The organism is Nocardia sp. NBC_01377 (assembly GCF_045040005.1).
GTDB classification, from domain to species: Bacteria; Actinomycetota; Actinomycetes; order Mycobacteriales; family Mycobacteriaceae; genus Nocardia; species Nocardia noduli.
This window is the reverse complement of record NZ_CP109566.1, coordinates 7,500,664-7,524,875: the sequence shown is the minus strand read 5'-3', so window position 1 is coordinate 7,524,875 and position 24,212 is coordinate 7,500,664. Positions and strand designations below refer to the sequence as shown.

Genomic DNA, 24,212 nt, shown 5'->3' with positions numbered 1-24,212 from the left:
CGTCTTCTCGCCTCTCGACATCGAACAAATCTCTCGGACGCGCCTCACGTCAGCCACGAGCGGCCTCCATGATCGCCTCGTCCACGTCTTTCCCCGCCTTCTCCGCTTCGGAGATGGCGAGCAGAACCTTCTTGTATTCGCGCGGCATGACCTTCACGAAGTGATTGACCTGCTGCGACCAGTCGCTCAGGATGCGTTCGGCCACGGCCGAACCCGTCTCGTCGCGATGCTGGGTGATGATGTCGCGCAACCAGGTGAAATCGTCACCGGAGAGCTGTTCGACCGCGTCGCTCTGCTCCGGATTGACCCGGTCGACGAAGGTGCCGTTCGGGTCGTAGACGAAGGCCAGACCGCCGGACATGCCCGCGCCGAAGTTGCGCCCGGTCTCACCGAGGATGACGACGCGGCCACCGGTCATGTACTCGCAGCCGTGATCGCCTACGCCCTCGACCACCGCGACGGCGCCCGAGTTGCGTACCGCGAAACGCTCGCCGACGATGCCGCTGATGAACGCGCGGCCGTTGGTCGCGCCGAACAGGATCACGTTGCCCGCGATGATGTTCTCGTCGGCCGCGAACTCCGCCGGTGCGTTCAGCGACGGCCGGACCACCAGGTGGCCGCCCGAAAGACCCTTGCCGACATAGTCGTTCGCGTCACCGTTGACCCGCAGCGTGATGCCCGCGGGCACGAAGGCGCCGAAGCTGTTACCCGCCGAACCGGTGAAGGTGATGTCGATGGTGTCGTCGGGCAGGCCCGCGCCACCGTAGAGCTTGGTCACCTCGTGGCCGAGCATGGTGCCGACCGTGCGGTTCACGTTCGTGATCTTGGTCTCGAACTTGACGGCCGCGCCACGCTCCAGAGCGTCGCGGCTCTGTGCGATCAGCTGCTGATCCAGCGCCTTGTCCAGACCGTGGTCCTGGGTCTTGGTGCAGCGACGGTCCTGGTACATGAACGCCGTCTCGACGTTGTCCAGGATCGGCGACAGGTTCAGCTTGCTGGCCTTCCAATGCTCCTTGGCCTTGGCGGTGTCGAGCAGGTCGACCCGGCCGATGGCCTCGTCCAGCGTGCGGAAGCCCAGCTGCGCCAGCAGTTCCCTGACCTCTTCGGCGATGAACATCATGAAGTTCTCGACGAATTCCGGCTTGCCGGTGAAACGTTCGCGCAGCACCGGATTCTGCGTCGCGACACCGACGGGGCAGGTGTCGAGGTGGCAGACCCGCATCATGATGCAGCCCGAGACCACCAGCGGCGCGGTGGCGAAACCGTATTCCTCGGCACCGAGCAGCGCGGCGATCATCACGTCGCGACCGGTCTTCATCTGACCGTCCACCTGGACGACGATGCGGTCGCGAAGTCCGTTGAGCAGCAACGTCTGCTGGGTCTCGGCGAGGCCGAGTTCCCAAGGACCGCCCGCGTGCTTGAGGGAGGTCAGCGGCGAGGCGCCGGTGCCGCCGTCGTGACCCGAGATCAGCACCACGTCGGCGTGCGCCTTGGAGACGCCGGCCGCGACGGTGCCGACACCGGGCTCGGCGACGAGTTTCACGTGAATCCGCGCCTGCGGGTTCGCGTTCTTCAGATCGTGGATCAGCTGCGCCAGATCCTCGATCGAGTAGATGTCGTGGTGCGGCGGCGGCGAGATCAGGCCGACGCCCGGCGTCGAATGCCGTACCTCGGCCACCCACGGGTACACCTTGTGCGCGGGCAGCTGACCGCCCTCGCCCGGCTTGGCGCCCTGGGCCATCTTGATCTGGATATCGGTGCAGTTGGTCAGGTAGTGCGCGGTCACGCCGAAGCGGCCCGAGGCCACCTGCTTGATCGCCGAACGACGCCAGTCGCCGTTCTCCTCGACCTCGAAGCGGGCCGGATGTTCGCCACCCTCACCGGAGTTCGAGCGTCCGCCGAGGCGGTTCATCGCGATGGCCAGGGTCTCGTGCGCTTCCGCCGAGATGGAGCCGTAGCTCATCGCACCGGTGGAGAAACGTTTCACGATGGCCTCGGCGGACTCGACCTCGTCGATCGAGATCGACGCGCGCTCACCGGATTTGAACTTGAACAGACCGCGCAACGAGGCCAGCCGCTCGGACTGGTCGTCGACCATCTTGGTGTACTCCTTGAAGATCGAGTACTGGCCGGTGCGGGTCGCGTGCTGCAACTTGAAGACGGTGTCGGGGTTGAACAGGTGGTACTCGCCCTCGCGACGCCACTGGTATTCGCCACCGACCTCGAGTTCGCGGTGCGCGCGCTCGTTGCGGTTCTCCAGGAAGGCGATCCGGTGCCGCGCGGCGACATCGGCGGCGATCTCGTCGAGACCGATGCCGTCCAGATGCGAGCGCAGGCCGGTGAAGTACTCGTCCACCAGGTTCTGCGACAAGCCGATCACCTGGTAGAGCTGCGCGCCGGTGTAGGAGGCGATAGTGGAGATGCCCATCTTGGACATCACCTTCAGCACGCCCTTGCTCGCGGCCTTGTTGTAGTTGTAGACCGCGGTGCGGAAGTCGGCGGCCTGATCGCCGGTGCTGCCCGGCATATCGAGTGCGCCGCGCTCGATCATGTCCTCGATGGTCTCGAAGGCCATGTACGGGTTGATCGCGGCCGCGCCGAAGCCGACAAGCATGGCCATGTGGTGCACCTCGCGGGCGTCACCGGCCTCCACGACCAGGCCGACCATGGTGCGGGTCCGCTCGCGCACCAGGTGGTGGTGCACCGACGAGGTCAGCAGCAGCGACGGGATCGGCGCCAGCTTCTCGTTGGACTCGCGGTCGGACAGCACGATGATCCGCGCGCCGCCGTCGATGGCGGCCGAGATCTGGATGTTGATGGCCTCCAATGCCCTGCGTAAGCCCTTGCCGCCCTCCTTCACCGGGTACAGGCCGCGCACGACCACCGAGCGCAGGCCCGGATGCGAGCCGTCGTCGTTGATGTGGACGAGTTTGGCCAGTTCGTCGTTGTCCAGGATCGGCTGCGGGATGGTGATCTGCTTGCAGGAATCCGCGCTCGGATGCAACAGGTCCGATTCCGGCCCGAGCGCGCGACGCAGGCTGGTGACCACTTCCTCGCGGATCGCGTCCAACGGCGGATTGGTGACCTGTGCGAAGAGCTGGGAGAAGTAGTCGAACAGCAGACGCGGCCGCGACGAGAGCACGGCGATCGGGGTGTCGGTGCCCATCGAGCCGAGCGCCTCGCCGCCGGTCTTGGCCATCGGCGAGATCAGCAGGCCGAGTTCCTCGTTGGTGTACCCGAAGATCTGCTGGCGGATCAGCACCCGGTCGTGCGACATGTGCTCGTGCGGGCGATCGGGCAGATCGGCCAGTTTGGTGACACCGGCGTCGAGCCACTCCTGGTAGGGGTGCTCGGCTGCCAGCTGCGACTTGAGTTCCTCGTCGCCGACGATGCGGCCCTGCGAGGTGTCGACAAGGAACATGCGGCCCGGCTGCAACCGGACCTTCTTGACCACCTTGGCCGGGTCGATGTCGAGGACGCCGACCTCGGAGGCCATGACGACGAGACCGTCGTCGGTGACCCAGATGCGGCTCGGGCGCAGACCGTTGCGGTCGAGCACCGCGCCGACGACATTGCCGTCGGAGAAGCACACCGACGCCGGGCCGTCCCACGGCTCCATCACCATCGAGTGGTAGCGGTAGAACGCACGGCGCTGCGCGTCCATGGTCTCGTTGCGTTCCCATGCCTCGGGAATCATCATCAGGACCGAGTGGGGCAAGCTGCGGCCGCCGAGGTGCAGCAGTTCGAGCACCTCGTCGAAGCGCGCGGTATCGCTCGCCCCGGGCGTACAGACGGGAAAGATCTTCTGGAGGCGGTTGTTACCCGCCTCGTCGATGCCGAAGACATCCGAGCGCAGCAGCGCCTCGCGGGCCCGCATCCAGTTCTCGTTACCGGTGACGGTGTTGATCTCACCGTTGTGCGCCACCCGGCGGAACGGGTGCGCCAGCGGCCAGGACGGGAAGGTGTTGGTGGAGAAGCGCGAGTGCACGATGCCGAGGGCGGATTCGATCCGGCCGTCCTGCAGGTCGAGGTAGAACGCGCGCAGCTGGGGCGTGGTGAACATGCCCTTGTAGACGAAGGTCTGGCCGGACAGGCTGGGGAAGTACACCGACTCCTTGCCGACCGTGCCCTCGCCGGGGCCCGCCTTGCCGAGTTCGTGCTCGACGCGCTTGCGCACGACGTAGGCGCGACGCTCCAGGTCCATGCCGGAGAGTTGCTCGGAACCGCCGCGGGGCGAGGCGACGAAGATCTGCCGGAAGGTCGGCATGGCGTCACGGGCGAGCGCGCCCAGCGACGATTCGTCGATCGGCACCTCGCGCCAACCGAGAACTTCGAGGCCCTCTTCTTTGACGATCTTCTCGACGCCGTACGCGGCACGGGCGGCCTCGCGGCGGGCCTGCGGCAGGAATGCGATACCCGACGCGTAGGACCCCTCGGGGGGCAACTCGAAATCCACGATCGCGCGGAAGAAGCGGTCGGGAATCTGGAGCAGGATGCCAGCGCCGTCACCGGAATTCGGTTCGGCGCCCGCGGCACCGCGGTGCTCCAGGTTCAACAGAGCCGTAATAGCCTTGTCGACGATGTCACGGCTGCGGCGACCGTGCATGTCGACGACGAAAGCGACGCCGCAGGCGTCGTGTTCGTTCGCCGGGTCGTAGAGCCCGATGGGTCCAGGTGACCTGTGGCCAGGAAGTTGCGTCATGCCTCTGCCTTCAAGAAAGTCGGCCTTCGAAGAAAAAACGGCCTTTCGTTCGAACGCCTACGTAAAGACTGCGCCCGTACGTCCCGGAAACCAGCCGCGCTGATGGTCTCGTGTCGGATCTGCGGTGCTCCCAGGCTCTGCGTGGTTGCGCAAGCTCCCCTTTCGAGCCTGAGTGTTCGCACCGCCGGGTGCAGTCACGTCTCCAGTTGTTCACCCGCTGGGTGTTACATGGTGGGTGCTCGGAGGTAACGGAACCCTTACGTGTTCCTTACTTCCGCGCGGGTGTTCGCCCGCTACTCTGGGCACCTGCTTGGTGAGCCCTGAGCGGGCGATGGTGCCGACCATTTTTGTGTTCGGCGTAAGAGCAAACGATAAGTCAGGTCCGGGGCCCAACCAACTTAGGTCGTACTAATAACCCGGTCTATCAGGGCCAATTCTTTCCGTCCTCCACTTGTGCGCGTTGTCCAGTGTAAAGCAGTGAATGCACTGGGATCGATCCCCTGACACCGAGTGCCAGGCGATCAGTATCCTCGCGGAGATCGTCTTCGACCGGCGCGCAGTAGCCGGCGAGAACTGCTCCTCACCTGCGTCGAACTGGATTTCCCCCGGCCGCGGGAAGGCAAACCCCCCGGTCGCGGCTAACTCACCGGTAGGTAGGTGAGATATCGCCGACAGCGGGCATGACAAGCACACGACTTGATCCGACCGTCCGGGTTCTTTCGTCGTTTGTGGTTTTTAGCACACTTTCAGCTAACAAATTTGGTGTCATTCGACACACGATCCGCACCACCGCGCGCCGTGCCACGGGCGAGGGCTCCGCCGAGCGCGCGCGGGCCATCGACGCCCCCCTCGGTGGAGGCCCCGGACCCCTCCGGACCAGGCACGCGGGGCCCGGGCACGATGACGATCCGCCCGCCGAAGTGCGGGTTCGCGCGATGATCTGTGAACCTGGCCACATCCGGCGGCGCCTGCTCGGTGTGTCGGGCCGACGCCTGTCACGCTGTGACAACGAATCCGTGACAGTTTCGCCAAGCACACCGCCCTGCCTGGACATAGAGGATGTGAGATCCCCATGACCGTCACCGGTATCTTCACCCGGCTCGGCGGGGGTCGGCCCGAGGACATCACCGAAGGCCACGAGCGGGCGAGTTATGCCGTCACCGGTACCGCCGTCATCCTGTTCGCCACCGTCACCGGGCTGGTCACCGCGCTCGCGCTGACCGAGGCGAGCGATCGGCCCGCCTTCGGGACCGTCACGCTCGCCGTGATCGCCGCGCTGCTCGCAGGCACCGTGGGACGCGCACTGGCCACCCGTCGACCCGCGAGCGCCGCCGACCGGCCCGGCCTCCTCGCCCGCATCGCCGTCGCCGCCGTATCCGGCGCGCTGATCGCCGAACTCGCCTGCACCGTGCTGTTCGGCGGCACGATCGACCGCCTGCTCGACGAACGCGCGCAACGCGGGGTCGACGCGGCTCCCGCCGTGGTCGCCGCCCGCGCCGAATCCGAATCCGAGCGCGCCGAGCGCGCCGCACTCGGCCGGGCGGTCATCACCGCGCAGGCCGATATCGACCAGGCGCTCGTCATCGCGCGGTGCGAATTCAATCCGAGCGCGCAATGCCCGCAGACCCGCATCACCGGCGTCCCCGGCCTCGGCCCCGAGGCGGCGACCGCCAACGCCATGCTGGAGGACGCGCGAACCCGGCTCACCGCGGCACAGGGCCGGGTCGACGCGGCCGACGTGCGCGTCACCGAGGCGGACAGGGCCGTCACCGCGGCCGATTCCGCCGCCTTCGCCGACGCCGATCGCGGCCTCGGCGCGCGCTGGCAGGCCATGAACGACCACACCTCATCCGCGGCGGGCGCGCTCGCGCTGCGGATACTCACCCTCGCGGCCTTCGTCCTGCTCGCCCTGCTGCCGCTGATCCTGCGGTGGTGGCGTGGTCAGACCTCGCTCGATCGGCGTGCCGCCTACCGCACGGTCAAGGAACAGGCAGAATTCGACGCCGACGCCGCCATCGCGCTGGAACGGGCGCGGGTGCGCGCCGAGGCCGAAACGCTGCGGGCCGAGCAGGAACTCACCGCGACACGGCTGGCCGTCGAGGCCGACACCGCCATCGACCGCGAACGCCAGCGCACCAGGATCATCGCCGCCTTCGGCGGTCTGGAACTCGGTATCTCCGAACCCGGACGCCTCGGTGACAGAGCACGCAGGACCGAACTTCCCGCAGGCCACGACAGCACCGCGACCGAGGAGGACATCGTGACACCGAATCCGCCCACCCCCGTGACCGCGAGCACGCTCGCGCGGGCGACCGCGCCCGTCCCCGAGGTCAGGGCGCCCAAGGGCGGTCTCGAACTCCCGATCATCGGTCAGGTGCCGTTCACCGATACCGCCGCGCGCTGGATCCGCCCGCTGGTGCCCGCGTTCGTCGCCGACGCGATCGACACCGCGACCCATCCGCTGCGCACGGTGCGGCAGGTGTTCGAGGAAGCCGAGGAGATCACCTTCACGCTGCGTCGCACCCGAAAGGTCACCGTCGACACCCAGGAGTACGCGCCGGACGGCTACGCACTCGGCTCGTCGGGCGCCGGGCACGCGGGACAGGTCGCCGCGACGGTGGTCGACGCGGACTACTCGACGCCGCGCGATCCGCGCTACTCCGCACTGTCCTCGGCGTCGGCCGGGGGATACGACCTGTCATCGGGCGGCCGCGACCACGAACTCGCCGCCGGTCGCCGATCCGAACTCACCGGCGGGCGCGGCCCGCGAGAGCTCCCGCCGGGGCGCTGAACCGGCGCGCTTGCGTGATACGTGCGACAGCGCGGGCCGGGAGCCCTGGTGGTCGCGCCGAAAATGCGCGGACCGTCGCACGGTGTACGGCCTCGCCGATCCCAAACTCATCCCCAAGATCGCCTTCGGCATCAGTTTCAGCGCGATCGTGGTGTGCGCCAGCAGCTACCTGGTCATCGAATTCGCGTTGCGACCGGTGACCGCCCGGGTGCTGGAGGCCGAACAATCGCGGCGACGACGTGGCATCGGCGTGTTCGCGCGCTTGCTGCTGGTGTGGTTCGTCGGTTCCGCCGTTCCGGTCGCGGGCACAATGGTGCTCGCGATCCTGGCGTTGACCACCGACGAGGTGTCCACCGCCCGACTGGCGATCTGCGTACTCGCGCTCGGCGGGGCCACCCTGGTATTCGGACTGCTGTTGATGACCCAGACCCTGTCGGCGACGATCGCGCCGATCCGCGGGGTGCGCACCGCGCTGCGACGGGTGGAGAACGGCGATCTCGACAGCGAGGTCACCGTCTTCGACGGCACCGAACTCGGCGAGCTCCAGAGCGGTTTCAACCGGATGGTGACCGGTCTGCGCGAACGCGAGCAGATCAGGGATCTGTTCGGCAAACACGTCGGACAGGACGTCGCCGACGCCGCGCTCGCCGCCGAACCGGTGCTCGGCGGCGTGGAGACCGAGGCCGCCGCGCTGTTCATCGACATCATCGGTTCGACCCGGATGGCCGCCACCCGCCCGGCCACCGAGATCGTCGAGATGCTGAATCACTTCTTCGGCATCGTGGTCGAGGAGGTGGAACGGCACGGCGGGCTGGTCAACAAATTCGAGGGCGACGCCGCGCTGTGCCTGTTCGGAACGCCCGCGCCGCTGCCGGACGGGCCCGGATCGGCCCTCGCCTGCGCGCGCGCCATCGCGGCCAGACTCGCCGAGACCTCCGATTTCACCGCGGCCATCGGCACCAGTTCCGGGCGGGTGGTCGCGGGCAATGTCGGGGCGCACCAGCGCTACGAGTTCACCGTCATCGGCGATCCGGTCAACGAGGCCGCGCGCCTGGTGCGAACTCGCCAAACAGGAGGACGGCCTGGTCCTGGCCGCCGCGGACTCCGTCGCCGCCGCAGACCCCGTCGAATCGCGGAAGTGGCAACTCGGCGAATTCGTCACCCTGCGCGGATGCGTCACCGCGACCCGACTGGCCCGCCCCCGCTGACACCGGCGCCCTGGACCGGCGCAGGTAGTGCGGCCGGTGCGCCGGATCGCGCCGCGCTCGCGGGACCGGGCCGCGCGAATGGGATAGTCCACCAATCGGCCGGACACGCTCTAGACTCGGCCGCGTGTCACCTGCCACCGAGGCGGGTGCCGTCGGGGCGGGAACAGATCCGGTACCAGGGTCGCCTGGAACGACGGTGCCCATACGCCCTTTCCTCTTCCGCGAACTGCTGGATATGCCGTTCGCGCTCATCCAGGCGAATATCACGACGCTGGGTGGACTCGGCCTGGCCGGATTGCTCGTGGCCGAAATCGTCGTCGTCACGCTGACCGCGAGTTTCTCCGACCTCACCGACGGCTCCGATGCCGCCACCTGGTGGTCGGCGGTACTGTCCACCGCGGTCTGCGCGTGGCTGCTGCGCTATTTCCTGCGCGGGGTCACCACCGCGATCGGATGGTCGGCCCTGTCCGGGGTGCGCGTCGGAGCGCGCGAGGCGGTGCGACAGTTCCGGATCCGGGCGCTGCCGCTGCTGGTGTTCCAACTGCTGTTCACCCTGGTCGGGGTTTCGGTGATCGTGGTCTGCTCGCTGCTGATCGTCACCGCGCCGATCGCGCTGCCGTGGCTGGGCAGACTGCGTGGCAAACGTTTCGTCGCGGTGCCGGAGATACTGGCCGGGGCCGGTCACGCGGACGCCGTGCGGCACGCGAAAGTGCTGGCCGCGGGATCGGAATGGTCGCTGGCGGGTCTGTGGATGACGCAGCGGGCGCTGTTCGCCCTCGTCGCCGTTCCACTGCTCGGAATCCCGTTGTTCCTCACCGAGTTCACCGGAACCCATCGCTGGCCGGTCATCGTCCTGCTCACCTCGGCGGTGCTACTGCTGGTCGCCTTCGGCGAGATCGTCGAGGCGAGTTCGCGCGTGCTCTGCTACATCGATCTGCGCTGCCGCAGGGAGGGTCTCGACATCCGGATACCGAGGCGGCGATGAACGACCGGCCCGATCTGCTGCGCAAGGAACAGGGTCCGGCGGACGACCCGACGGGGCAGGCGCCGCGGACACCGCGACTCGGCGCGGCGGCCGAGCACCGGGCCGCCGCCGACCATGCCGCCGCGCACCGGGACTACGACCGCGCGCTGCGCGAGCGTTTCCGTGCCATGCTGCGCGGCCTGGAACAGGGCGGCGTACTCGAGGTCCGGCGTTCACGGACCGCCGACGAAACGGTGGACGACGTCTCCACCGCCCTGCCGCAGGATCTGACCGCCGAACTCCAGCCGACCGCGCGCAGTTTCGACGAGGTCGTCTACGGAGGTCGGCGCGCGACCGAGGACGAGTACCGCAGGCTCGAATACGCCGACAGGTTCTCCGAATCCGCGCCGCCTCCCGTCGCCGAACCGGTCGACAAGGTCGTCACCGACACCGTCGAACGCACCAAACGGTCGCTGCCGCCGCTGCCCGCGCTGCTGCGCAACCCCAAGTTCTGGGCCGCAGTAATCGGTGCGATCGCGCTGATACTGCTGGGGTGGGCGCTGATCCAGGCGTTGAGCGCGCCGGTCGCGCCGAAACCGCCGCAGGCACCGGATTTCCCGCCGCCCCCACCGCCCGACACCGATTACGACCGGCCGGATTTCGGGTCGGGACGCGACTCGATCTTCGATCGTTTGCCCGCGCCGATCGCCTTCGGCGGACTGCAATTGCTGATCGCGGCGGCCGTCCTGGTGGCGTGGCGCGCACGCAGGCGCGGCGCGCTGGTCGGTGAACCGCGCCCGGTCGAGGTCGCGGCCAACGAACTGCTGGCGGGCCAGGCCGCGCTGTACCGGAAATCGAAGGATGTCGAATTCGTCGCGGCGAAACTGCGCGCGGCCACGCTGCGGCGGATCCGACCTTCCCTCGGTATCGGCACCGACGCCGTGCCCGACGAGGTGATCGCCGCCATCGCCGCTCGCACCGGCGTCGACCCGACCCTGATCGGCACCGCGCTCTACGGCCCGGTGGCCGACGCGAGCGCCATGCGACTGGTTGCCGCACAACTGGAATGGATCGAGGCCCAGGGATGACACCGAGGAATACGCACGCACCGTACGGGACATACAGGAGGGCCGAATGACCCAGACCGACATCACCCGCACCCCGACCGCGGAAGAGGCGGGCGCGGCCTTCGGCGCGTTACGCGTCGAGATCGGCAAAGCGGTGGTCGGCAACGACAGCGCGGTCATGTACCTGGTGCTGGCGCTGCTGTGCCGTGGCCACGTACTGCTCGAAGGTGTGCCCGGCGTCGCGAAGACGCTGTTGGTGCGCGCGTTGGCGGCGGCACTGGATCTGGAACACGCGCGCGTGCAGTTCACCCCCGACCTGATGCCGGGCGACGTGACGGGTTCGCAGATCTACGACCCGCATTCGGCCGAATTCACCTTCAGGAAGGGCCCGGTCTTCACCAATCTGCTGCTGGCCGACGAAATCAACCGCACCCCACCGAAGACCCAGTCCGCGCTGCTGGAATCGATGGAGGAGCGCCAGGTCTCGGTCGACGGACAGCCGCGCGCGCTGCCTGATCCGTTCGTGGTGATCGCCACGCAGAACCCGATCGAACAGGAAGGCACCTATCCGCTTCCGGAAGCCCAGCTCGACCGCTTCCTGTTCAAGGTCGACATCCAATTGCCCGACCGCGACGACGAATTCCGCATCCTGCAACGCCATGCCGCCGGATTCGATCCGCGCGATCTCGCGGCGGCGGGTCTGCGCCCGGTCGCCACGCCCGCTCACATCACCGCGGGCAGGGCCGCGGTCGCCCAAGTGGCGATCAGCCCGGAAGTTCTCGCGTACACGGTCGACATCTGCCGGGCCACCCGCAGCTCCCCCGCCGTCCAGCACGGCGCTTCGACCCGAGGCGCGACCGCCCTGATGGCCGCCTCGCGTGCCCTGGCCTGGTTGAACGGGCGTGGATTCGTCACCCCCGACGACGTGAAATTCGTGGCGACGACGGTGCTGCGGCACCGGCTGCACCTGAAGCCGGAGGCCGAACTGGACGGGGTGACCACCGAAGGTGTCATGTCGTCGCTGCTGCTCGCGGTCCCGGTTCCGGTGTAGCCGTGGTTGTGACGGGGCGGCTGGCCGCCACAGCGGCGGTCGGTGTGGTCGTGGTCGCTGCCGCGTGGCACAGCTGGGCCGGGGTCGTCATCGTGACCGGTCTGCTCGCCGCGGCGGTGCTCTTCGATATGGGCTCGGTCGCGCGGGCGAGCGATCTCACGGTGTCGAGGGATCCGCTCACGGTGGTCAGGCTCGGTCGGACCGCCGAGGTCGAGTTGACGGTGGTGAACACCGGTCGCAGGACCGCGCGCGGCTACCTGTGGGACGACTGGCCCGACAGCGCCCGCGCCGGACATCGCGAGCACCGGCTGGATTCGGGCCCCGACACCAGGGTCCGGCTACACACCACGGTGACGCCGACCTATCGCGGTGACCGCGTCGCGGGCCCGGTCACGCTGCGACTTCTCGGTCCGCTCGGGCTCGCGGGCAGGCAGTCCCGTCGCACGGTGCCCGCGAGGGTGCGCGCGCTGCCGCCGTTCCGCAGCGAAAGACTGATGCGGTCGAAGGTGAAACGCCTGCAACATCTGGAAGGCCGCAATATCGCGACCATGCGCGGCCAGGGCAGCGAGTTCGACTCGTTCCGCGAATACGTCGCGGGCGACGATGTGCGCGCGATCGATTGGCGCGCGACCGCCCGCGCGACCGATGTGCTCGTGCGCACCTGGCGTCCCGAGCGCAATCGGAACATGCTCATGCTGCTCGACACCGGCCGTATCAGCGCGGGCCGGGTCGGCGACGGTACCCGGCTCGACGCCGGTATCGAGGCCGCGTTGCTGCTCGGCGGACTCGCCGCGGCCGGGGGCGATTCGGTGGATCTGCTGGCCTACGACCGCGAGGTCCGCGCCGAAGTCCGCGGCGGCGGCGGAAACCGGTTGCAGCTCAAGTTGATGCACGCGTTGGCGTCGGTGACGCCCGCGCTCGTCGACACCGATAGCGCGGGACTGGTGCGTGCCGCACTGCAACGCGCGCGCAGGCGCAGCCTTGTGGTCTGGTTCACCACATTGGACGGCGCCGCGGTCGAGGAGAATCTGCTCCCGGTACTTCCCGTGCTCGCCCAGCGCCACCGCGTGCTGATCGTCTCGGTCACCGATCCCGAGATCGCCGACGCGGCCTCGCGTCGCGACACCCTCGACGACCTCTACAGCGCGGCCGCCGCCGAATCGGTGCTGGCCGAACGCGCGCTCGTGCAGGAATCGTTGCGGCGCAGGGGTATCGCGGTGGTCGCCGCTTCCCCCGAACGTCTGCCCGAGGCGCTGGCCGACGAATATCTGGAATTGAAGCAGTCCGGCACGATGTGAATATCCGTATCGCCGCCGCGCCGACCTCAGCCCGTGCGGACCAGCCCGTACGAGGGCGGTGTGAGTGCCCGTCGCTGCCGTTCGGCCACGATCGCGCCAAGGATCTGCACCGGCGGATATCCCGCGGGCGCGGCCACCTGCAACCGCGCGAAGACCGCCGCGACCAGTGCGCCGCCGAGCGCGGCCTCGGCTTCCGGGGTGAGGGTGCGGACCCGAGTCAGGTACTGCCGCACGGCCAGCGCCAGATCCTCGGGGATCCCGGACAGGTCCAGCCTCGTCACCCAGCCCGCGAGCCAGGGCGGCGGTGTCACCAACGCGGGGAACGGCAGCGTCGCCTGGGAGTGCACGACCACCGTGCCCGCGAGCACATCGCCGACGCGGCGGGCGTCGCGCGAGCAGATCGACGTGACGACCGCGACCGCGCCGAAAAGGCCGAGCAGCCAGAAATCGACGATCACCCCGGCCAGTCCCCTGGTGAGCGCGTGCCGGAAATCGGTGGGCCCGCCGTCGGCGCGCACCACGCGCAGCCCGAGTACGAGTTTGCCGAGACTGCGGCCTCTGCTCAGGGTCTCGCAGGCCACCGGATAGCCGACGAGCACGCCGACCACGATCAGCAGCGTGATCGCGTCGACCCACGCCTCGTCGGGATCGAGCGGAAGCAGAACCAGTGCCATCAGTGTGAACAGCAGCAGGTACAGCGCCAGTTGTATCAACACGTCGATGATGAACGCGGTGGCACGCGTCGGAATCCGGGCGATCGGCAGTTCGAGAGCGACCGCTTCGCCGGTAGTGAATTCAGCCATGTCGATAACATTCTTTCGACCGGCGGTCAGGGAGGCAACCGAATGGACGTGGACGCGTACAGCTTGGCACACCGGCGGTCCTGGGAGCGGCTGGATCATCTGGCCAAACAGCGCAAGCTGAGCGGCCCCGAAGCCGACGAATTGATCGTGCTCTACCGGCGCACCTCCCAGCAGTTGGCGCGGTTGCAGTCGCACAGCCCCGATCCACAACTCATCGCCGGGCTCAGTGCCGTACTCACCCGCGCGCGCGGCCGGGTTCTCGGCACCGGAACCGGGGTGTGGGCGGAGATCGGGCATTTCCTCACCCACAGCTTCCCGGTCGCCCTGTACCGGTCCTGGCGCTGGTGGGCCGCGACGGCGGCGTTGTTCGTCGCGGTGTCGACCTGGCTCGCGATCTGGATCCAGGGTTCGGGCAACGCGCGCGAGCTTTTCGGCATCCCGACCGACAACGACGATCTCACCGCCCCCGGCGGCCAATTCGAGACCTATTACACCGAACATCCGAACGACGCCTTCGCCGCGCAGGTGTGGACGAACAACGCGTGGGTCGCCGCGATCGCCCTCTTCACGGGCGTACTGATCCTGCCCGTGCTGTACCTGCTGTTCATGAACGCGCTCAATGTCGGGATCACGGCCGCGCTGATGGCCGAGGCGGGTCGGCTCGATGCGTTCTTCGGGTTCATCCTGCCGCACGGAACCCTGGAGCTGACCGCGGTTTTCGTCGCGGGCGGCGCGGGCATCAAACTCGGCTGGACACTCATCGATCCGGGCCGCCTGAGCAGGTTGGAGGCCGTGGCCAGGCAGGGCAGGGCCACGGCCACGATCGCGCTCGGCCTGGTCGGGGTGCTGTTCGTCTCCGGCCTGCTGGAGGGTTTCGTGACGCCGAGCGGTCTGCCGGTCGCGGTGCGCATCGCGATCGGTTTCACGGCCGAGGCGCTGTTCCTGTACTACGTGTTCGGGGTCGGCGGGGCCGCCGCGCGCGAGGAGGACGGCGAGCACGCCGACCTGGCGAGTTTCGACAGCGGGGCCCTCTACGTCAACGCGATCGACAGCGGTGCATCCCGTGTCACGCACGTGAAGAGCGGGGAAACAGCGGCGGTCGTATCGCAGACAACACCGAGCACACGTTAGGCTGAGTGGGTTCGGGTAATCGACAGCAACGCTGGGTTACAAAGCGGTGTCGAGATCCCCCATTTGAGTTCCGCTGACCGCAGCGAGTCGAGCTCAGCTGCGGTCAGCGTTACCGTCAACTCTACACAATCGTTATGGCGGCGCAACCCTGTTCACGGGGGTTCGGCGTATAAAGCAGCACGCCAGCAACCCTGTTCGAACACGAGATATTTCATCTATCCAGCTACCTCGCAGCTGATATTTCCGTGCCATTTCGGGACCATTTCCGCGCCGAGGCGTGACCTTTTCCGACCGCGGCGCCGAAGGCGTTTTCGGGAGTCGCGAGCGCATCCGAGGCGATTTGCGGAGGTTCCCGGAGATACTCGGTATGCAATCCTCGAAGTGCGTCTACCAGGTAGTTTGCTGATATTAGACCGGATAGCTGGACGTTGAGTGAACGGAAAGCGACTTCAGGTTTGTTTACTGGGTAATTAACCAGGCAGACGCCCCGTCACCCTGGCAATCAACGAACCCCTATGGGGTCAAGATCGGAAATAACCAGAGCCGGAAGTGTCACCTCGCGCGCGCCCCGAGCGAGCCCGATCAGCACCGTAATGGCAACTACGGCAGGCCGTGTGATCTTCGCCTCACCGGCGCATACATCACGGCCGACGGGACATATTCGGCGGCCGAAACGCCTGTTCGCGACCGCAAAGAGGCGCTCGCCGGCGGGTTCGGAAAACCACACCGGGGCGAGCGCCCCTCACGTATCGGATCAGGCTTCGGCGAGGCCGAGACGCGAGTGCACAGCACGCAACGGCTGCGGCGCGAACCACGCCGCCCGGCCGAGGAGCCGCATCGTCACCGGGACCAGCACGCCGCGCACCAGCGTCGCGTCGATCAGGATGGCCAGCCCGGCGCCGAGCCCGAAGAACTGGATGAACCGAACATCACTGATGACGAAGGCGAGGAAGCTGATCGAGATCAGCGCGGCGGCCGTGGTGACGAGCCGGCCGGTGCGGGCCAACCCCTCGGTCACCGCTTCCACCGTCGAGGCGCCGCGATCGTGCATTTCCTTGATCCGGCTGATCACGAACACCTCGTAATCCATGGAGAGCCCGAAGGTGATGCAGAACAACAGCAGCAGCATCGACACATCCAGCGGAGCCGGGGTGAATCCCAGCAGTCCGGACAGATGCCCATCCTGGAAGACGAAAACCATCAGCCCCAGGGTGGCGGCCAGGCTCAGCGCGTTCGACAGCAGCGCGCGCAGCGGTTGCACGATGCTGCCGGTGAACAGGAACAGCAGGACGAAGGTCGTCAACAGGATCCAGCCGAGCACGATCGGCAGCCGGTCACCGATCGAGGACAGGCTGTCGCGCAATCCCGCGACCTCGCCGCCGACCAGCGTGCGCGTCCCATCGGGCGCGGGCACCGCCCGAACCCGGTCGACCAGATCCCTCGCTTCGGTGGAATTGCGATCCAGATCCGTCAGCACCGTCAGCCGCTGGGCATCGGGCCGGGCGAACCTGGCGTCGGCGGGCGAGGTGCCGCGCTGTTCCCCCGCGACGAAAGTGCCCGCGCTGGAATCGACCTGGGTGACATGGTCGACTCGCGACAGCGCGCGGGCGTATTCGGACACCGGTCCCGCCGCGATGCCGGAGGTGGTCACCACCGACAGCGCGTTCGCGTCGCCGCCGCCGAATTCCGTGCGCATCGCGTCGCCGACCTGCCGGACCTCGAGGCTGGTCGGCAGCACCCGATCGTCGGGGGTGCCGAACTGGACCCCCAGCAGCGGGGCTGCGGCCAGCAGCAGAACCGCGACCACGGGAATCCCGGCCAGCGCGGGCCTGCGCATCGCGAAACCGGCCACATTCGCCCAGAACGGCGTCGCCTCACCGCGGATGCCCCGGACGCCGGGCACCTTCCACGCCTCGGCGCGCACGCCGAGTACCGAGATCAACGCGGGCAGGGTGATCACCGCGGCCGTCGCGGCGATGGCGACGACCCCGATACCCGCGTAGGCGAACGAGCGCAGGAAATACTGCGGGAAGATCACCAGCGACGACAGTGCCGCCATGACCGTCGCCGCGCTGAACGCGATGGTCCGGCCCGCGGTGGCGACCGCACCGGCGATCGAATCCTGCGGTGTCTCCCCCGCCGCGCGCCGTTCCCTGAACCGGCTGACCATGAGCAGGCCGTAGTCGACCGCGAGGCCGAGCCCGAGCGCGGTCGTCAGGTTGACCGCGTAGATCGACACGTCGGTGACGGATCCGAGAATCGCCAGTTCGGTGAATGTCCCCAGAATCGCGATACCGCCGACGACCAGGGTGAGCAGGGCGGCGACCGCATTGCCGAAGGCCAGCACCAGCAGCACCATGATCAACGGCACCGCGATGCCCTCGGCCAGGCCGAGATCCTTGCCGATCTGCGCGCCGACCGCGCTGAACGTCGCGGAGAGGCCGCCGATCCGCACCGTGGCGGCGGGCCCATCGGCGCCGTACTCGTCGATGATCGCCTCGGCGATCTTGTCCTGCTTGCCCGGATCGGTCTCGACATTGCCCGCGAGCACCACCGCGGCGGTGCCGTCGGTGGAACGCATGGCGGGCGATCCGGTGTCCCAGTACGAGACGACGTTGGTGAGCCGGTCGTCACCCGCCAGCCTCCGTGCCAGATCCCGGCCGAAATCGCCGGCCGCGCCGGAATCGACCGACCCCTGCTCGGCGCGGATCAGGAAGACGTAGTCGGTGTCGGCGCCGAACTCGTCGGTCAGCCGGTCGGCGGCGAGGCTGGATTCGGCATTGGGGTCGTCCTGCCCCGCCGACTGCATCTTGCCGAACGCGGTGGCACCGACCACGCCGCCCGCGATGAGCGCTAGCACGCTGACGATCAGTATCAAGCGTGCTCGGCGGACTACGAATCTGCCGAGTTGTTCGAACATGTCTGGCCTCCCCGATCGGGATGTGATCGCCTGTAAACTTTGTGGGTGTTAACTTGCCACCTGATGTGCATGGGTGTCAACATCGAAGTGATGACACCTACCGGAGCCGCCCCGAGGAAAGACACGCAGACCAGCGCGAAGCCTGCCCGCGACGGTCGCTATCACCACGGCGACCTCCGCAACGCGCTGGTGCTTGCCGCCGCCGAACTCGCCGAGAACGGTGGACCGGAAGCCGTGACCGTGCGGGCGGCGGCACGGCGGGTCGGCGTGACTCCGACCGCCGCCTACCGGCATTTCACCAATCACGATCAGCTGCTGCACGCGGCACACGAACAGGCCCAGCAGAGCCTGTTCACGGCGATGACCGAAACCGTGGCCGCGATCGACCCCGAATCGGACGCGGTCGGCAGGCTCATCGCGATCGGCCGCGGCTACATCACCTTCGCGTTGCGCGAACCGGGTCTGTTCCGAACGGCCTTCTGCGGCAGCGATACCGCCGATCCCGGCGAGTGGAATTCACCCGCCTTCGACCTGCTCTCCGCCCTACTCGACGAGCTGGTCGCCATCGGCTACACCGATCCGGCGCATCGCCCCGACGCCGAGGTCGCCGCGTGGGCCGCCGTACACGGACTGGCGTCGCTGATCATCGAAGGCGCGATGGGAGATCTGGATGCCGGGGCTCGCGAAGCCGTGATCGCTCGGACCCTCTCGATGGTGCGTATCGGACTGGCGACCGGGCCCCGAGCGGGCGAGTACTGAGATTTTGCCGCGCGGGCGCGGGGGGTTCGCGGCCCCTTTTGTCTCGCGTGCGAGCGGTCGAGACTCGCGCCTTCGGCGCATGCGCTTCGACCGCTCGCACGCGAGACGGCCGCGAACCGGAGGGGGCTGGTCAGGGGCGTTCAGGGGCTATGCATAGGCCCCTGTGCATAACCCTATAGGCGAGGATGAGGGTCACGGAAAGGTCACTCGTGGCTCACGATCCGAATTTTCGCGGTGCGGGCCGGGCCGATGTCCAAGACTCGTCACGGGTTCGAGAAACCACCTCTAGCTGGCGATTTGTTCAACTTCACATATTTCGATGCTCTGAATTGTGCACTGCACCTCGGCCGCAGCGACTTTCGTCGGGGGGTGCCGAGTTGTCCACAGCTGACCACAGGCTCGCCCGGGCGTTCAGAGTTATCCACAGAAATACCCCGGATATCCACAGGGGTGCGGGGGGTTCAGGCGATGCGCAGGATTCCGGTGATCGTGCCCTGGAAAACCCGGCCGCCGGTCGCGATCAGCGCCGATGTCTGTAGCGGATCGTCGACGATCGTGCCCGGCAGCGGACTCTCCGAACGCACCGCGCCGGTCGCGGGATCGATGACGGTGAAGGTGTATCCGTCGAGCGGGGTCGTCACTTGCGGTCCGACCCGCGTCACCGTGTAGAGCCGACCGTCCGTGATCGACAGGTGCGGTACGGCGGCGCTGCGCACCGAGTTCTCCCAGACCGTGTGGCAGCCGCGCTCGTCCACGTCGACCCGTGTCATGCCACCGGCGAACGGCGCGACAGCGGGTACCGCGGGCCCGGCGCCCTCCGGCACCGCCGGATAGGGGTAACCGTATGTGCTCGCGACGAATACCGAACGTCCGATGCCGATCGGCGAATTCTCGCTGCCCGCGCCGCCTTCGGTGAGCACCGGCCGCGAACATACCGATTCCCCTGTTCCCGAACGGAATATCAGTACCTTCACCGGGCCGTCGGCATTGTCGACGATGGTCAGGTACTCCGCGCCGGTCTCCGGTCCGAAGTAGGTCGGCGTCGATCCGGTCCCCCAACTCAACTGGCCCGGTTTACGCGCTGTGCCACGATCGTAGGCGGCGCGCCACAGCTGTTCGGGTCGTCCGGCGGCATCGGCGCGAAACTCGTAGAGGGCGTGGGTGGTCGCCACCGCGACGCGCCCGCTCGGCGCCGAGGAAATGCTGTTCGCGACCTCCTCCCCGGCGGGCAGGGTGAGCGTCGCGGTCGCGCCCGCGGGCGTCACCAGGCCGACCACGCCCTTGCCGGTGGCGAACCACACATTGCCCGACCGATCGGGAACCAGCCCGGTCACGTTGTCGCCCACGGGAATCGCCGCGCTCAGATCGACGGTGTCGTCGATGGTCAGCGTCCACCGGCCATCGGCGTCCCCGGTATGCGCCACACGCACGAGGGCGCGGTTGCCGTCCACCGCCACCAATCGGTCGGCGTCGTCGAGATAGGCGTAGACGCCGCCGAGCAGACTGCCCTTGGCCAATTCCAGTGCGGCGAGCGAATATCCGATCGGCCCTCGCACCTCCGGATCGAGCAGGTGCACCGTCGGGCGCTGCCCGGCGATCGAGGTGCACAGCGCCACCACCAGACCGTCGGCCCCCTGCAACAGCGTGGGACAGGCCGAGGCCAGCGGATAGGCCGATACCGCGAGTGGCCCGGGACCGGGACCGGCCAGCGGCGTCGCGTCCGAGGAACCAGCGTCACCGTGCATGGTCGACGTGCCGACCGGACCCAGATGGGGGTTCGGCGGCGCGAGCGGTCCCCACGGTGTCGCCTGCGCCGAACCAGCGGCCGACAACGCCAGGACACCCGCGGCGAGCAGTATCAATGGTGATCGCATTGCACTCCGCTTTCGTCGGTGACACCCGCGCTTCGAGGTGCGCGGCAACAATATTCGAGACGTGATACCGCACGAGGGGACCGCGTCGAACCGGCCGAGCTCGGCCCCGGACCGCGCGTGCCGCTGTCTAGGCTGGCATTCATGAGCGGATTCCGTGATCGCATCCTGTCCACCGTGGCGGGCCAATTGGGCAAACCGCACGGCGTCCTCGGCAAGGGCGTCGCCGGATTCCTCAACCGGGGTAATCGAAAGGCCATCGAAGGCGCGGTCGAGGCCACCGCCGTGACGCCGGGCGCGACCGTCGCCGATATCGGCTTCGGCGGTGGTATCGGACTCGAACTGCTGCTGGCCCGGCTCGGCGGCGTCGGAACCGTGCACGGCCTGGAGATCTCCGCCGATATGCTCGCCAGGGCCCGATCCGGTTTCGCTCGCGAGATCGCCGCCGGACACCTGCTGCTCGACAACGGCTCGCTCACCGCACTGCCTCTCGCCGACGACAGCCTGGACGCGGCCATCACCGTCAACACCGTCTACTTCGTCGCCGACCTGACCGCGGCCTGTGCCGAACTCGTCCGCGTCGTACGTCCCGGCGGGCGCGTCGTGGTCGGCATCGGCGATCCGGACGCGATGGCGAAGATGCCGTTCACCGCGTACGGATTCACGCTGCGGCCGGTGTCCGAGGTGATCGCGACACTCGAGCAGGCGGGTTGTTCGGTCGAGCACCGGCCGCTGGAGAACCGGCCGATCCCGCACCACCTGCTCGTCGCACGACCGCGCTGATCACATCAGCGCGCCGCCGTCGACTCGGATCTCGGTGCCGGTGATATAGCGACCGTCCTCCGAGGCGACCATCGCCACGACACCGGCGATATCCTCCGGACTGCCGAGCGCGCCGCCGTTGAGCCAACCGGTCAGCCGGGCGAACAGGCTGTAGTCGACACCCTCGGGCTGATCGAGGATCGACGTGGTGGTGATCCCGCTCGTGATTCCCGCCGGCACGATATTCACCGCGCGCAGCCCCTGCTTGGCGTACTCGAGGGCGATCGCGTGCGTGAACGAGTTCACCCCGCCCTTGGACGCCGCGTACGCCGCGAGGTACGGCGCGGCCTGGAACGCCGCCGTCGACGACAGATTCACCACGACGCCGTGCCCCGAGTCGACCAGTGCGGGCAACGCGCTCTGGGTGACGAGGAAGGTACCGGTCAGATTGACCGTGATGACCTGGTTCCACACCTCGAGCGGCATCTCGTGGGTCCGCGCGGGCCGCAGGATGCCCGCCGCGTTCACGAGCACATCGAGCCCACCGAGGAATTCCAGCGCGTCCCCCGTCGCCGCCGCCACCGATACCGGATCGGCGATATTCACCTCCACCGTCCGCAACCGGTCACCGACATCACCGGCCTTGTCCGCCGTCACCGCCAGCCCGGCCGCATCGATGTCGGCGGCGACCAGTTGTGCCCCCTCGTCGAGCAGCCGCAGGGCGATCCCCTGCCCGATACCCGACCCGGCTCCAGTGACGAGAACTCGGCGACCCTCATATCTGCGCATGCCCAAAATTAGAACAGGTTCTCATCCCGAAGCAACGATTTTCGCATCCACATCGATGACGAAACGAGAAAAGGCCCATGCTCCGTGAGCATGGGCCTTCTATCGAGTGGAGTGGGCGAAGGGGGACTTGAACCCCCACGTCCCGAAGGACACTGGCACCTGAAGCCAGCGCGTCTGCCATTCCGCCACTCGCCCGAGCGACTGGAAGAACTTATCACGGGGCGATACGGTTTACGAAATCGCCCCCTGACCAGCGGTGCGGCGGGGCTTGTGACGTCCACCGACGACACGGGGAACCTACTGGGGTTTCCGGGAGTTACAGGTGTGGACGATCGTGGATATCATGCAATGAACGTGGTCGACACACGACACGCCATACGCGCGTGTCGTTGTTATGAATTGAGTAGAGACTCGGGTAGACGGACAGCGAAGGGAGGCCGGGATGGGCATCGTTTCACGGTTCGAGCGTCGCCTGAGGGGTACCGTCGACGACGTATTCGCCCGCGCCTTCGGCGGCAGCGTGGTTCCCCGGGAAGTCGAGGCAGCGCTGCAGCGTGAGGCCACCGATCACATCCAGGACGTGGGCGGCGGGCATCTGCTCGCGCCCAACAGTTATGTGATCACGATCAACTCTTCCGATCATGCGCAACTCGATGCCGATCACGACCTCACGACCCGCGCGTTCGCCAAACATCTCCAGGACTACATCCGCGATCAAGGGTGGCAGACCTATGGCGAAGTACACGTAGCGTTCGAGGCATCACCTACGCTGCACACCGGACAGTTCAGGGCCAGCGGCCGCGTCGATCCCGACGCCGGTCGCGGAGCCGGCAAGGCCGACAGCCCCGAACCCCCGCCACAACGACCTGCACACCCGCAACCAGGAGCTGGCCCCATGACGCAGAACTCTGGCTACGACCCGAGTCGTGAGCCCGCGGAGTCCGATCCACGCAGCCGCGGGTACGCGCCGCCGCCGGCGGGGCGGCCCGGTCCGCAGAACGGTGCGTATCACGAGGACTACGGCCGAGGCGCCGCACCGTACAGCGGCGCGGACTACCAGGCTCCGGAGTCGCAGCAGGGATACGGCGATTACCAGAACGGCTACGACTACCAGCAGGGTGGCCAGGCCGGTCAGGCGGGCTACGGCCAGCAGGCGTACCAGGAACCCGGTTACGGCCAGCAGCCCGGCTACGGGGATCGGGCCGCCGAGCGCGGCGGCCAGCAGCCCGGCTACGGCCAGCAAGGGTACGGCGAACCGGGTTACGGTCAGCAGCCCGGCTACCAGGATCCCGGTTACGGTCAGCAGCCCGGCTACGGCGAACCGGGTTACGGCCAGAGCGGCTACGGCCAGCAGCAGGGCTACGCCGACCAGGGGTACGGCGATCCCGGCTACGGTCAGCCCGGCTACGCGCAGCAGAGCTACGGCCAGCAGGGCTACGCCGAACCCGCCTACGGTGACCAGACCTATTCCGAGCAGGCGGGCTACGGCCAGGAGGAGCAGGCGGGCTACGGCCAGGCCTACTCGCAACAGCCCGGCTACGGCGCGCAGCCCGGTTATGCCGCGCCCGCTGCCACGCCCCCCGCGTACGGCGGTGGCGCACAGGCCGGTTCGGGCTATTCGGCGACCCTGCAACTGGACGACGGCTCCGGCCGCACCTACCAGTTGCGCGAGGGCAGCAACATCATCGGCCGCGGTCAGGACGCGCATTTCCGCCTGCCCGACACCGGCGTCTCGCGTCGCCACATCGAGGTCAGGTGGGACGGCCAGACGGCCATGCTGTCGGATCTCGGCTCGACCAACGGCACCCTCGTGAACGGTTCCCCGGTCCAGGATTGGCAACTAGCCGACGGCGATGTGATCCGCGCCGGGCATTCCGAGATCCTGATCCGTATCGTGTGATCCCGTAAGCTCGCCGGTGCAGTCACGCTATGCCGCGCTTCTGAATGGTAATCAGGGGTTCTGCGGTCGTATCGTGATCGGAATCGACTGACGGCCCTATGATGCTGCCAACACGCACGGCGCCACTTCGGGGCCGGGCAAGACCAGCAGGCTTGTGGGGGTGGGTCGAACCGCACCTACGGCACCGACGTACACA

At 67.8% G+C, this 24,212-nt stretch carries 15 protein-coding genes and 1 tRNA gene; 10 read left to right on the top strand and 6 right to left on the bottom strand.

What is annotated here, in order from left to right; all coding sequences use genetic code 11:
* Positions 1-49: 49 nt before the first annotated feature.
* Positions 50-4,702: a glutamate synthase large subunit gene (gene gltB, locus OG225_RS34660; RefSeq protein ID WP_405178994.1), complete on the bottom strand. Its 4,653-nt coding sequence runs from the start codon at positions 4,700-4,702 to the stop codon at positions 50-52.
* Positions 4,703-5,774: 1,072 nt separating this feature from the next.
* On the opposite strand from gltB, the gene OG225_RS34655 reads away from it, so the two are divergent.
* The 6 genes from OG225_RS34655 to OG225_RS34630 all read left to right on the top strand — a co-directional run bounded on the left by OG225_RS34655 (position 5,775) and on the right by OG225_RS34630 (position 13,081).
* Positions 5,775-7,493: a DUF4407 domain-containing protein gene (locus OG225_RS34655; RefSeq protein ID WP_405178993.1), complete on the top strand. Its 1,719-nt coding sequence runs from the start codon at positions 5,775-5,777 to the stop codon at positions 7,491-7,493.
* A gap of 82 nt (positions 7,494-7,575) precedes the next feature.
* Positions 7,576-9,030 carry an adenylate/guanylate cyclase domain-containing protein gene (locus tag OG225_RS34650; RefSeq protein WP_405178992.1) on the top strand — a complete coding sequence of 485 codons (1,455 nt, stop codon included), beginning with the start codon at positions 7,576-7,578 and terminating at the stop codon, positions 9,028-9,030.
* Entirely contained in the window at positions 9,003-9,686 is a 684-nt protein-coding gene (locus tag OG225_RS34645; RefSeq protein ID WP_405178991.1) for a hypothetical protein, read from the top strand. Before OG225_RS34650 ends, OG225_RS34645 begins: the two co-directional genes overlap by 28 nt.
* The gene (locus tag OG225_RS34640) at positions 9,683-10,753 is read left to right on the top strand and encodes a DUF4129 domain-containing protein (protein ID WP_405178990.1); all 1,071 of its coding nucleotides are present in this window, start codon (positions 9,683-9,685) and stop codon (positions 10,751-10,753) included. The genes OG225_RS34645 and OG225_RS34640 overlap by 4 nt, the downstream gene beginning before the upstream one ends.
* Before the next feature lie 46 nt (positions 10,754-10,799).
* The gene (locus tag OG225_RS34635) at positions 10,800-11,783 is read left to right on the top strand and encodes a MoxR family ATPase (protein ID WP_216915307.1); all 984 of its coding nucleotides are present in this window, start codon (positions 10,800-10,802) and stop codon (positions 11,781-11,783) included.
* 2 nt (positions 11,784-11,785) lie between these two features.
* Complete coding sequence (locus OG225_RS34630) at positions 11,786-13,081, top strand: DUF58 domain-containing protein (protein WP_405178989.1); 1,296 nt, start codon at positions 11,786-11,788, stop codon at positions 13,079-13,081.
* Positions 13,082-13,107: 26 nt separating this feature from the next.
* Here the strand turns inward: OG225_RS34630 and OG225_RS34625 are convergent, their stop codons facing one another.
* On the bottom strand, positions 13,108-13,884 hold the full coding sequence (locus OG225_RS34625; RefSeq protein ID WP_405178988.1) for an RDD family protein: 777 nt from the start codon (positions 13,882-13,884) through the stop codon (positions 13,108-13,110).
* A 42-nt stretch (positions 13,885-13,926) separates the two neighbouring features.
* Between OG225_RS34625 and OG225_RS34620 the strand changes: the two genes are divergently transcribed.
* Entirely contained in the window at positions 13,927-15,015 is a 1,089-nt protein-coding gene (locus OG225_RS34620) for a stage II sporulation protein M (RefSeq protein WP_405178987.1), read from the top strand.
* Positions 15,016-15,769: 754 nt separating this feature from the next.
* On the opposite strand, the gene OG225_RS34615 is transcribed toward OG225_RS34620, so the two are convergent.
* Complete coding sequence (locus tag OG225_RS34615) at positions 15,770-17,935, bottom strand: MMPL family transporter (RefSeq protein WP_405178986.1); 2,166 nt, start codon at positions 17,933-17,935, stop codon at positions 15,770-15,772.
* A gap of 90 nt (positions 17,936-18,025) precedes the next feature.
* Here OG225_RS34615 and OG225_RS34610 point away from each other — a divergent pair, with 90 nt between their 5' ends.
* Positions 18,026-18,694: a TetR/AcrR family transcriptional regulator gene (locus OG225_RS34610; RefSeq protein WP_405178985.1), complete on the top strand. Its 669-nt coding sequence runs from the start codon at positions 18,026-18,028 to the stop codon at positions 18,692-18,694.
* Between the two features lie 461 nt (positions 18,695-19,155).
* Here OG225_RS34610 and OG225_RS34605 read toward each other — a convergent pair whose 3' ends face one another.
* Positions 19,156-20,568, bottom strand: coding sequence for a hypothetical protein (locus OG225_RS34605; protein ID WP_405178984.1), 1,413 nt, complete (start codon positions 20,566-20,568; stop codon positions 19,156-19,158).
* Positions 20,569-20,709: 141 nt separating this feature from the next.
* Here OG225_RS34605 and OG225_RS34600 point away from each other — a divergent pair, with 141 nt between their 5' ends.
* Positions 20,710-21,348 carry a class I SAM-dependent methyltransferase gene (locus OG225_RS34600; RefSeq protein ID WP_405178983.1) on the top strand — a complete coding sequence of 213 codons (639 nt, stop codon included), beginning with the start codon at positions 20,710-20,712 and terminating at the stop codon, positions 21,346-21,348.
* Here OG225_RS34600 and OG225_RS34595 read toward each other — a convergent pair whose 3' ends face one another.
* The gene (locus OG225_RS34595) at positions 21,349-22,116 is read right to left on the bottom strand and encodes an SDR family NAD(P)-dependent oxidoreductase (RefSeq protein ID WP_216915323.1); all 768 of its coding nucleotides are present in this window, start codon (positions 22,114-22,116) and stop codon (positions 21,349-21,351) included.
* A 112-nt stretch (positions 22,117-22,228) separates the two neighbouring features.
* Positions 22,229-22,311 (bottom strand) — tRNA-Leu (locus tag OG225_RS34590).
* Positions 22,312-22,558: 247 nt separating this feature from the next.
* Between OG225_RS34590 and OG225_RS34585 the strand changes: the two genes are divergently transcribed.
* The gene (locus OG225_RS34585) at positions 22,559-24,016 is read left to right on the top strand and encodes an FhaA domain-containing protein (RefSeq protein WP_216915325.1); all 1,458 of its coding nucleotides are present in this window, start codon (positions 22,559-22,561) and stop codon (positions 24,014-24,016) included.
* Positions 24,017-24,212: the final 196 nt, after the last annotated feature.

What these genes read in the sequence shown, in the direction of transcription:
- OG225_RS34655 (WP_405178993.1), top strand. Translation starts at nt 5,775, where the DNA reads ATGACCGTCACCGGTATCTTCACCCGGCTCGGCGGGGGTCGGCCCGAG.
- OG225_RS34595 (WP_216915323.1), bottom strand. Translation starts at nt 22,116, where the DNA reads ATGCGCAGATATGAGGGTCGCCGAGTTCTCGTCACTGGAGCCGGGTCG.
- OG225_RS34640 (WP_405178990.1), top strand. Translation starts at nt 9,683, where the DNA reads ATGAACGACCGGCCCGATCTGCTGCGCAAGGAACAGGGTCCGGCGGAC.
- OG225_RS34620 (WP_405178987.1), top strand. Translation starts at nt 13,927, where the DNA reads ATGGACGTGGACGCGTACAGCTTGGCACACCGGCGGTCCTGGGAGCGG.
- gltB (WP_405178994.1), bottom strand. Translation starts at nt 4,702, where the DNA reads ATGACGCAACTTCCTGGCCACAGGTCACCTGGACCCATCGGGCTCTAC.
- OG225_RS34610 (WP_405178985.1), top strand. Translation starts at nt 18,026, where the DNA reads ATGACACCTACCGGAGCCGCCCCGAGGAAAGACACGCAGACCAGCGCG.
- OG225_RS34625 (WP_405178988.1), bottom strand. Translation starts at nt 13,884, where the DNA reads ATGGCTGAATTCACTACCGGCGAAGCGGTCGCTCTCGAACTGCCGATC.
- OG225_RS34635 (WP_216915307.1), top strand. Translation starts at nt 10,800, where the DNA reads ATGACCCAGACCGACATCACCCGCACCCCGACCGCGGAAGAGGCGGGC.
- OG225_RS34615 (WP_405178986.1), bottom strand. Translation starts at nt 17,935, where the DNA reads ATGTTCGAACAACTCGGCAGATTCGTAGTCCGCCGAGCACGCTTGATA.
- OG225_RS34585 (WP_216915325.1), top strand. Translation starts at nt 22,559, where the DNA reads ATGGGCATCGTTTCACGGTTCGAGCGTCGCCTGAGGGGTACCGTCGAC.
- OG225_RS34600 (WP_405178983.1), top strand. Translation starts at nt 20,710, where the DNA reads ATGAGCGGATTCCGTGATCGCATCCTGTCCACCGTGGCGGGCCAATTG.
- OG225_RS34605 (WP_405178984.1), bottom strand. Translation starts at nt 20,568, where the DNA reads ATGCGATCACCATTGATACTGCTCGCCGCGGGTGTCCTGGCGTTGTCG.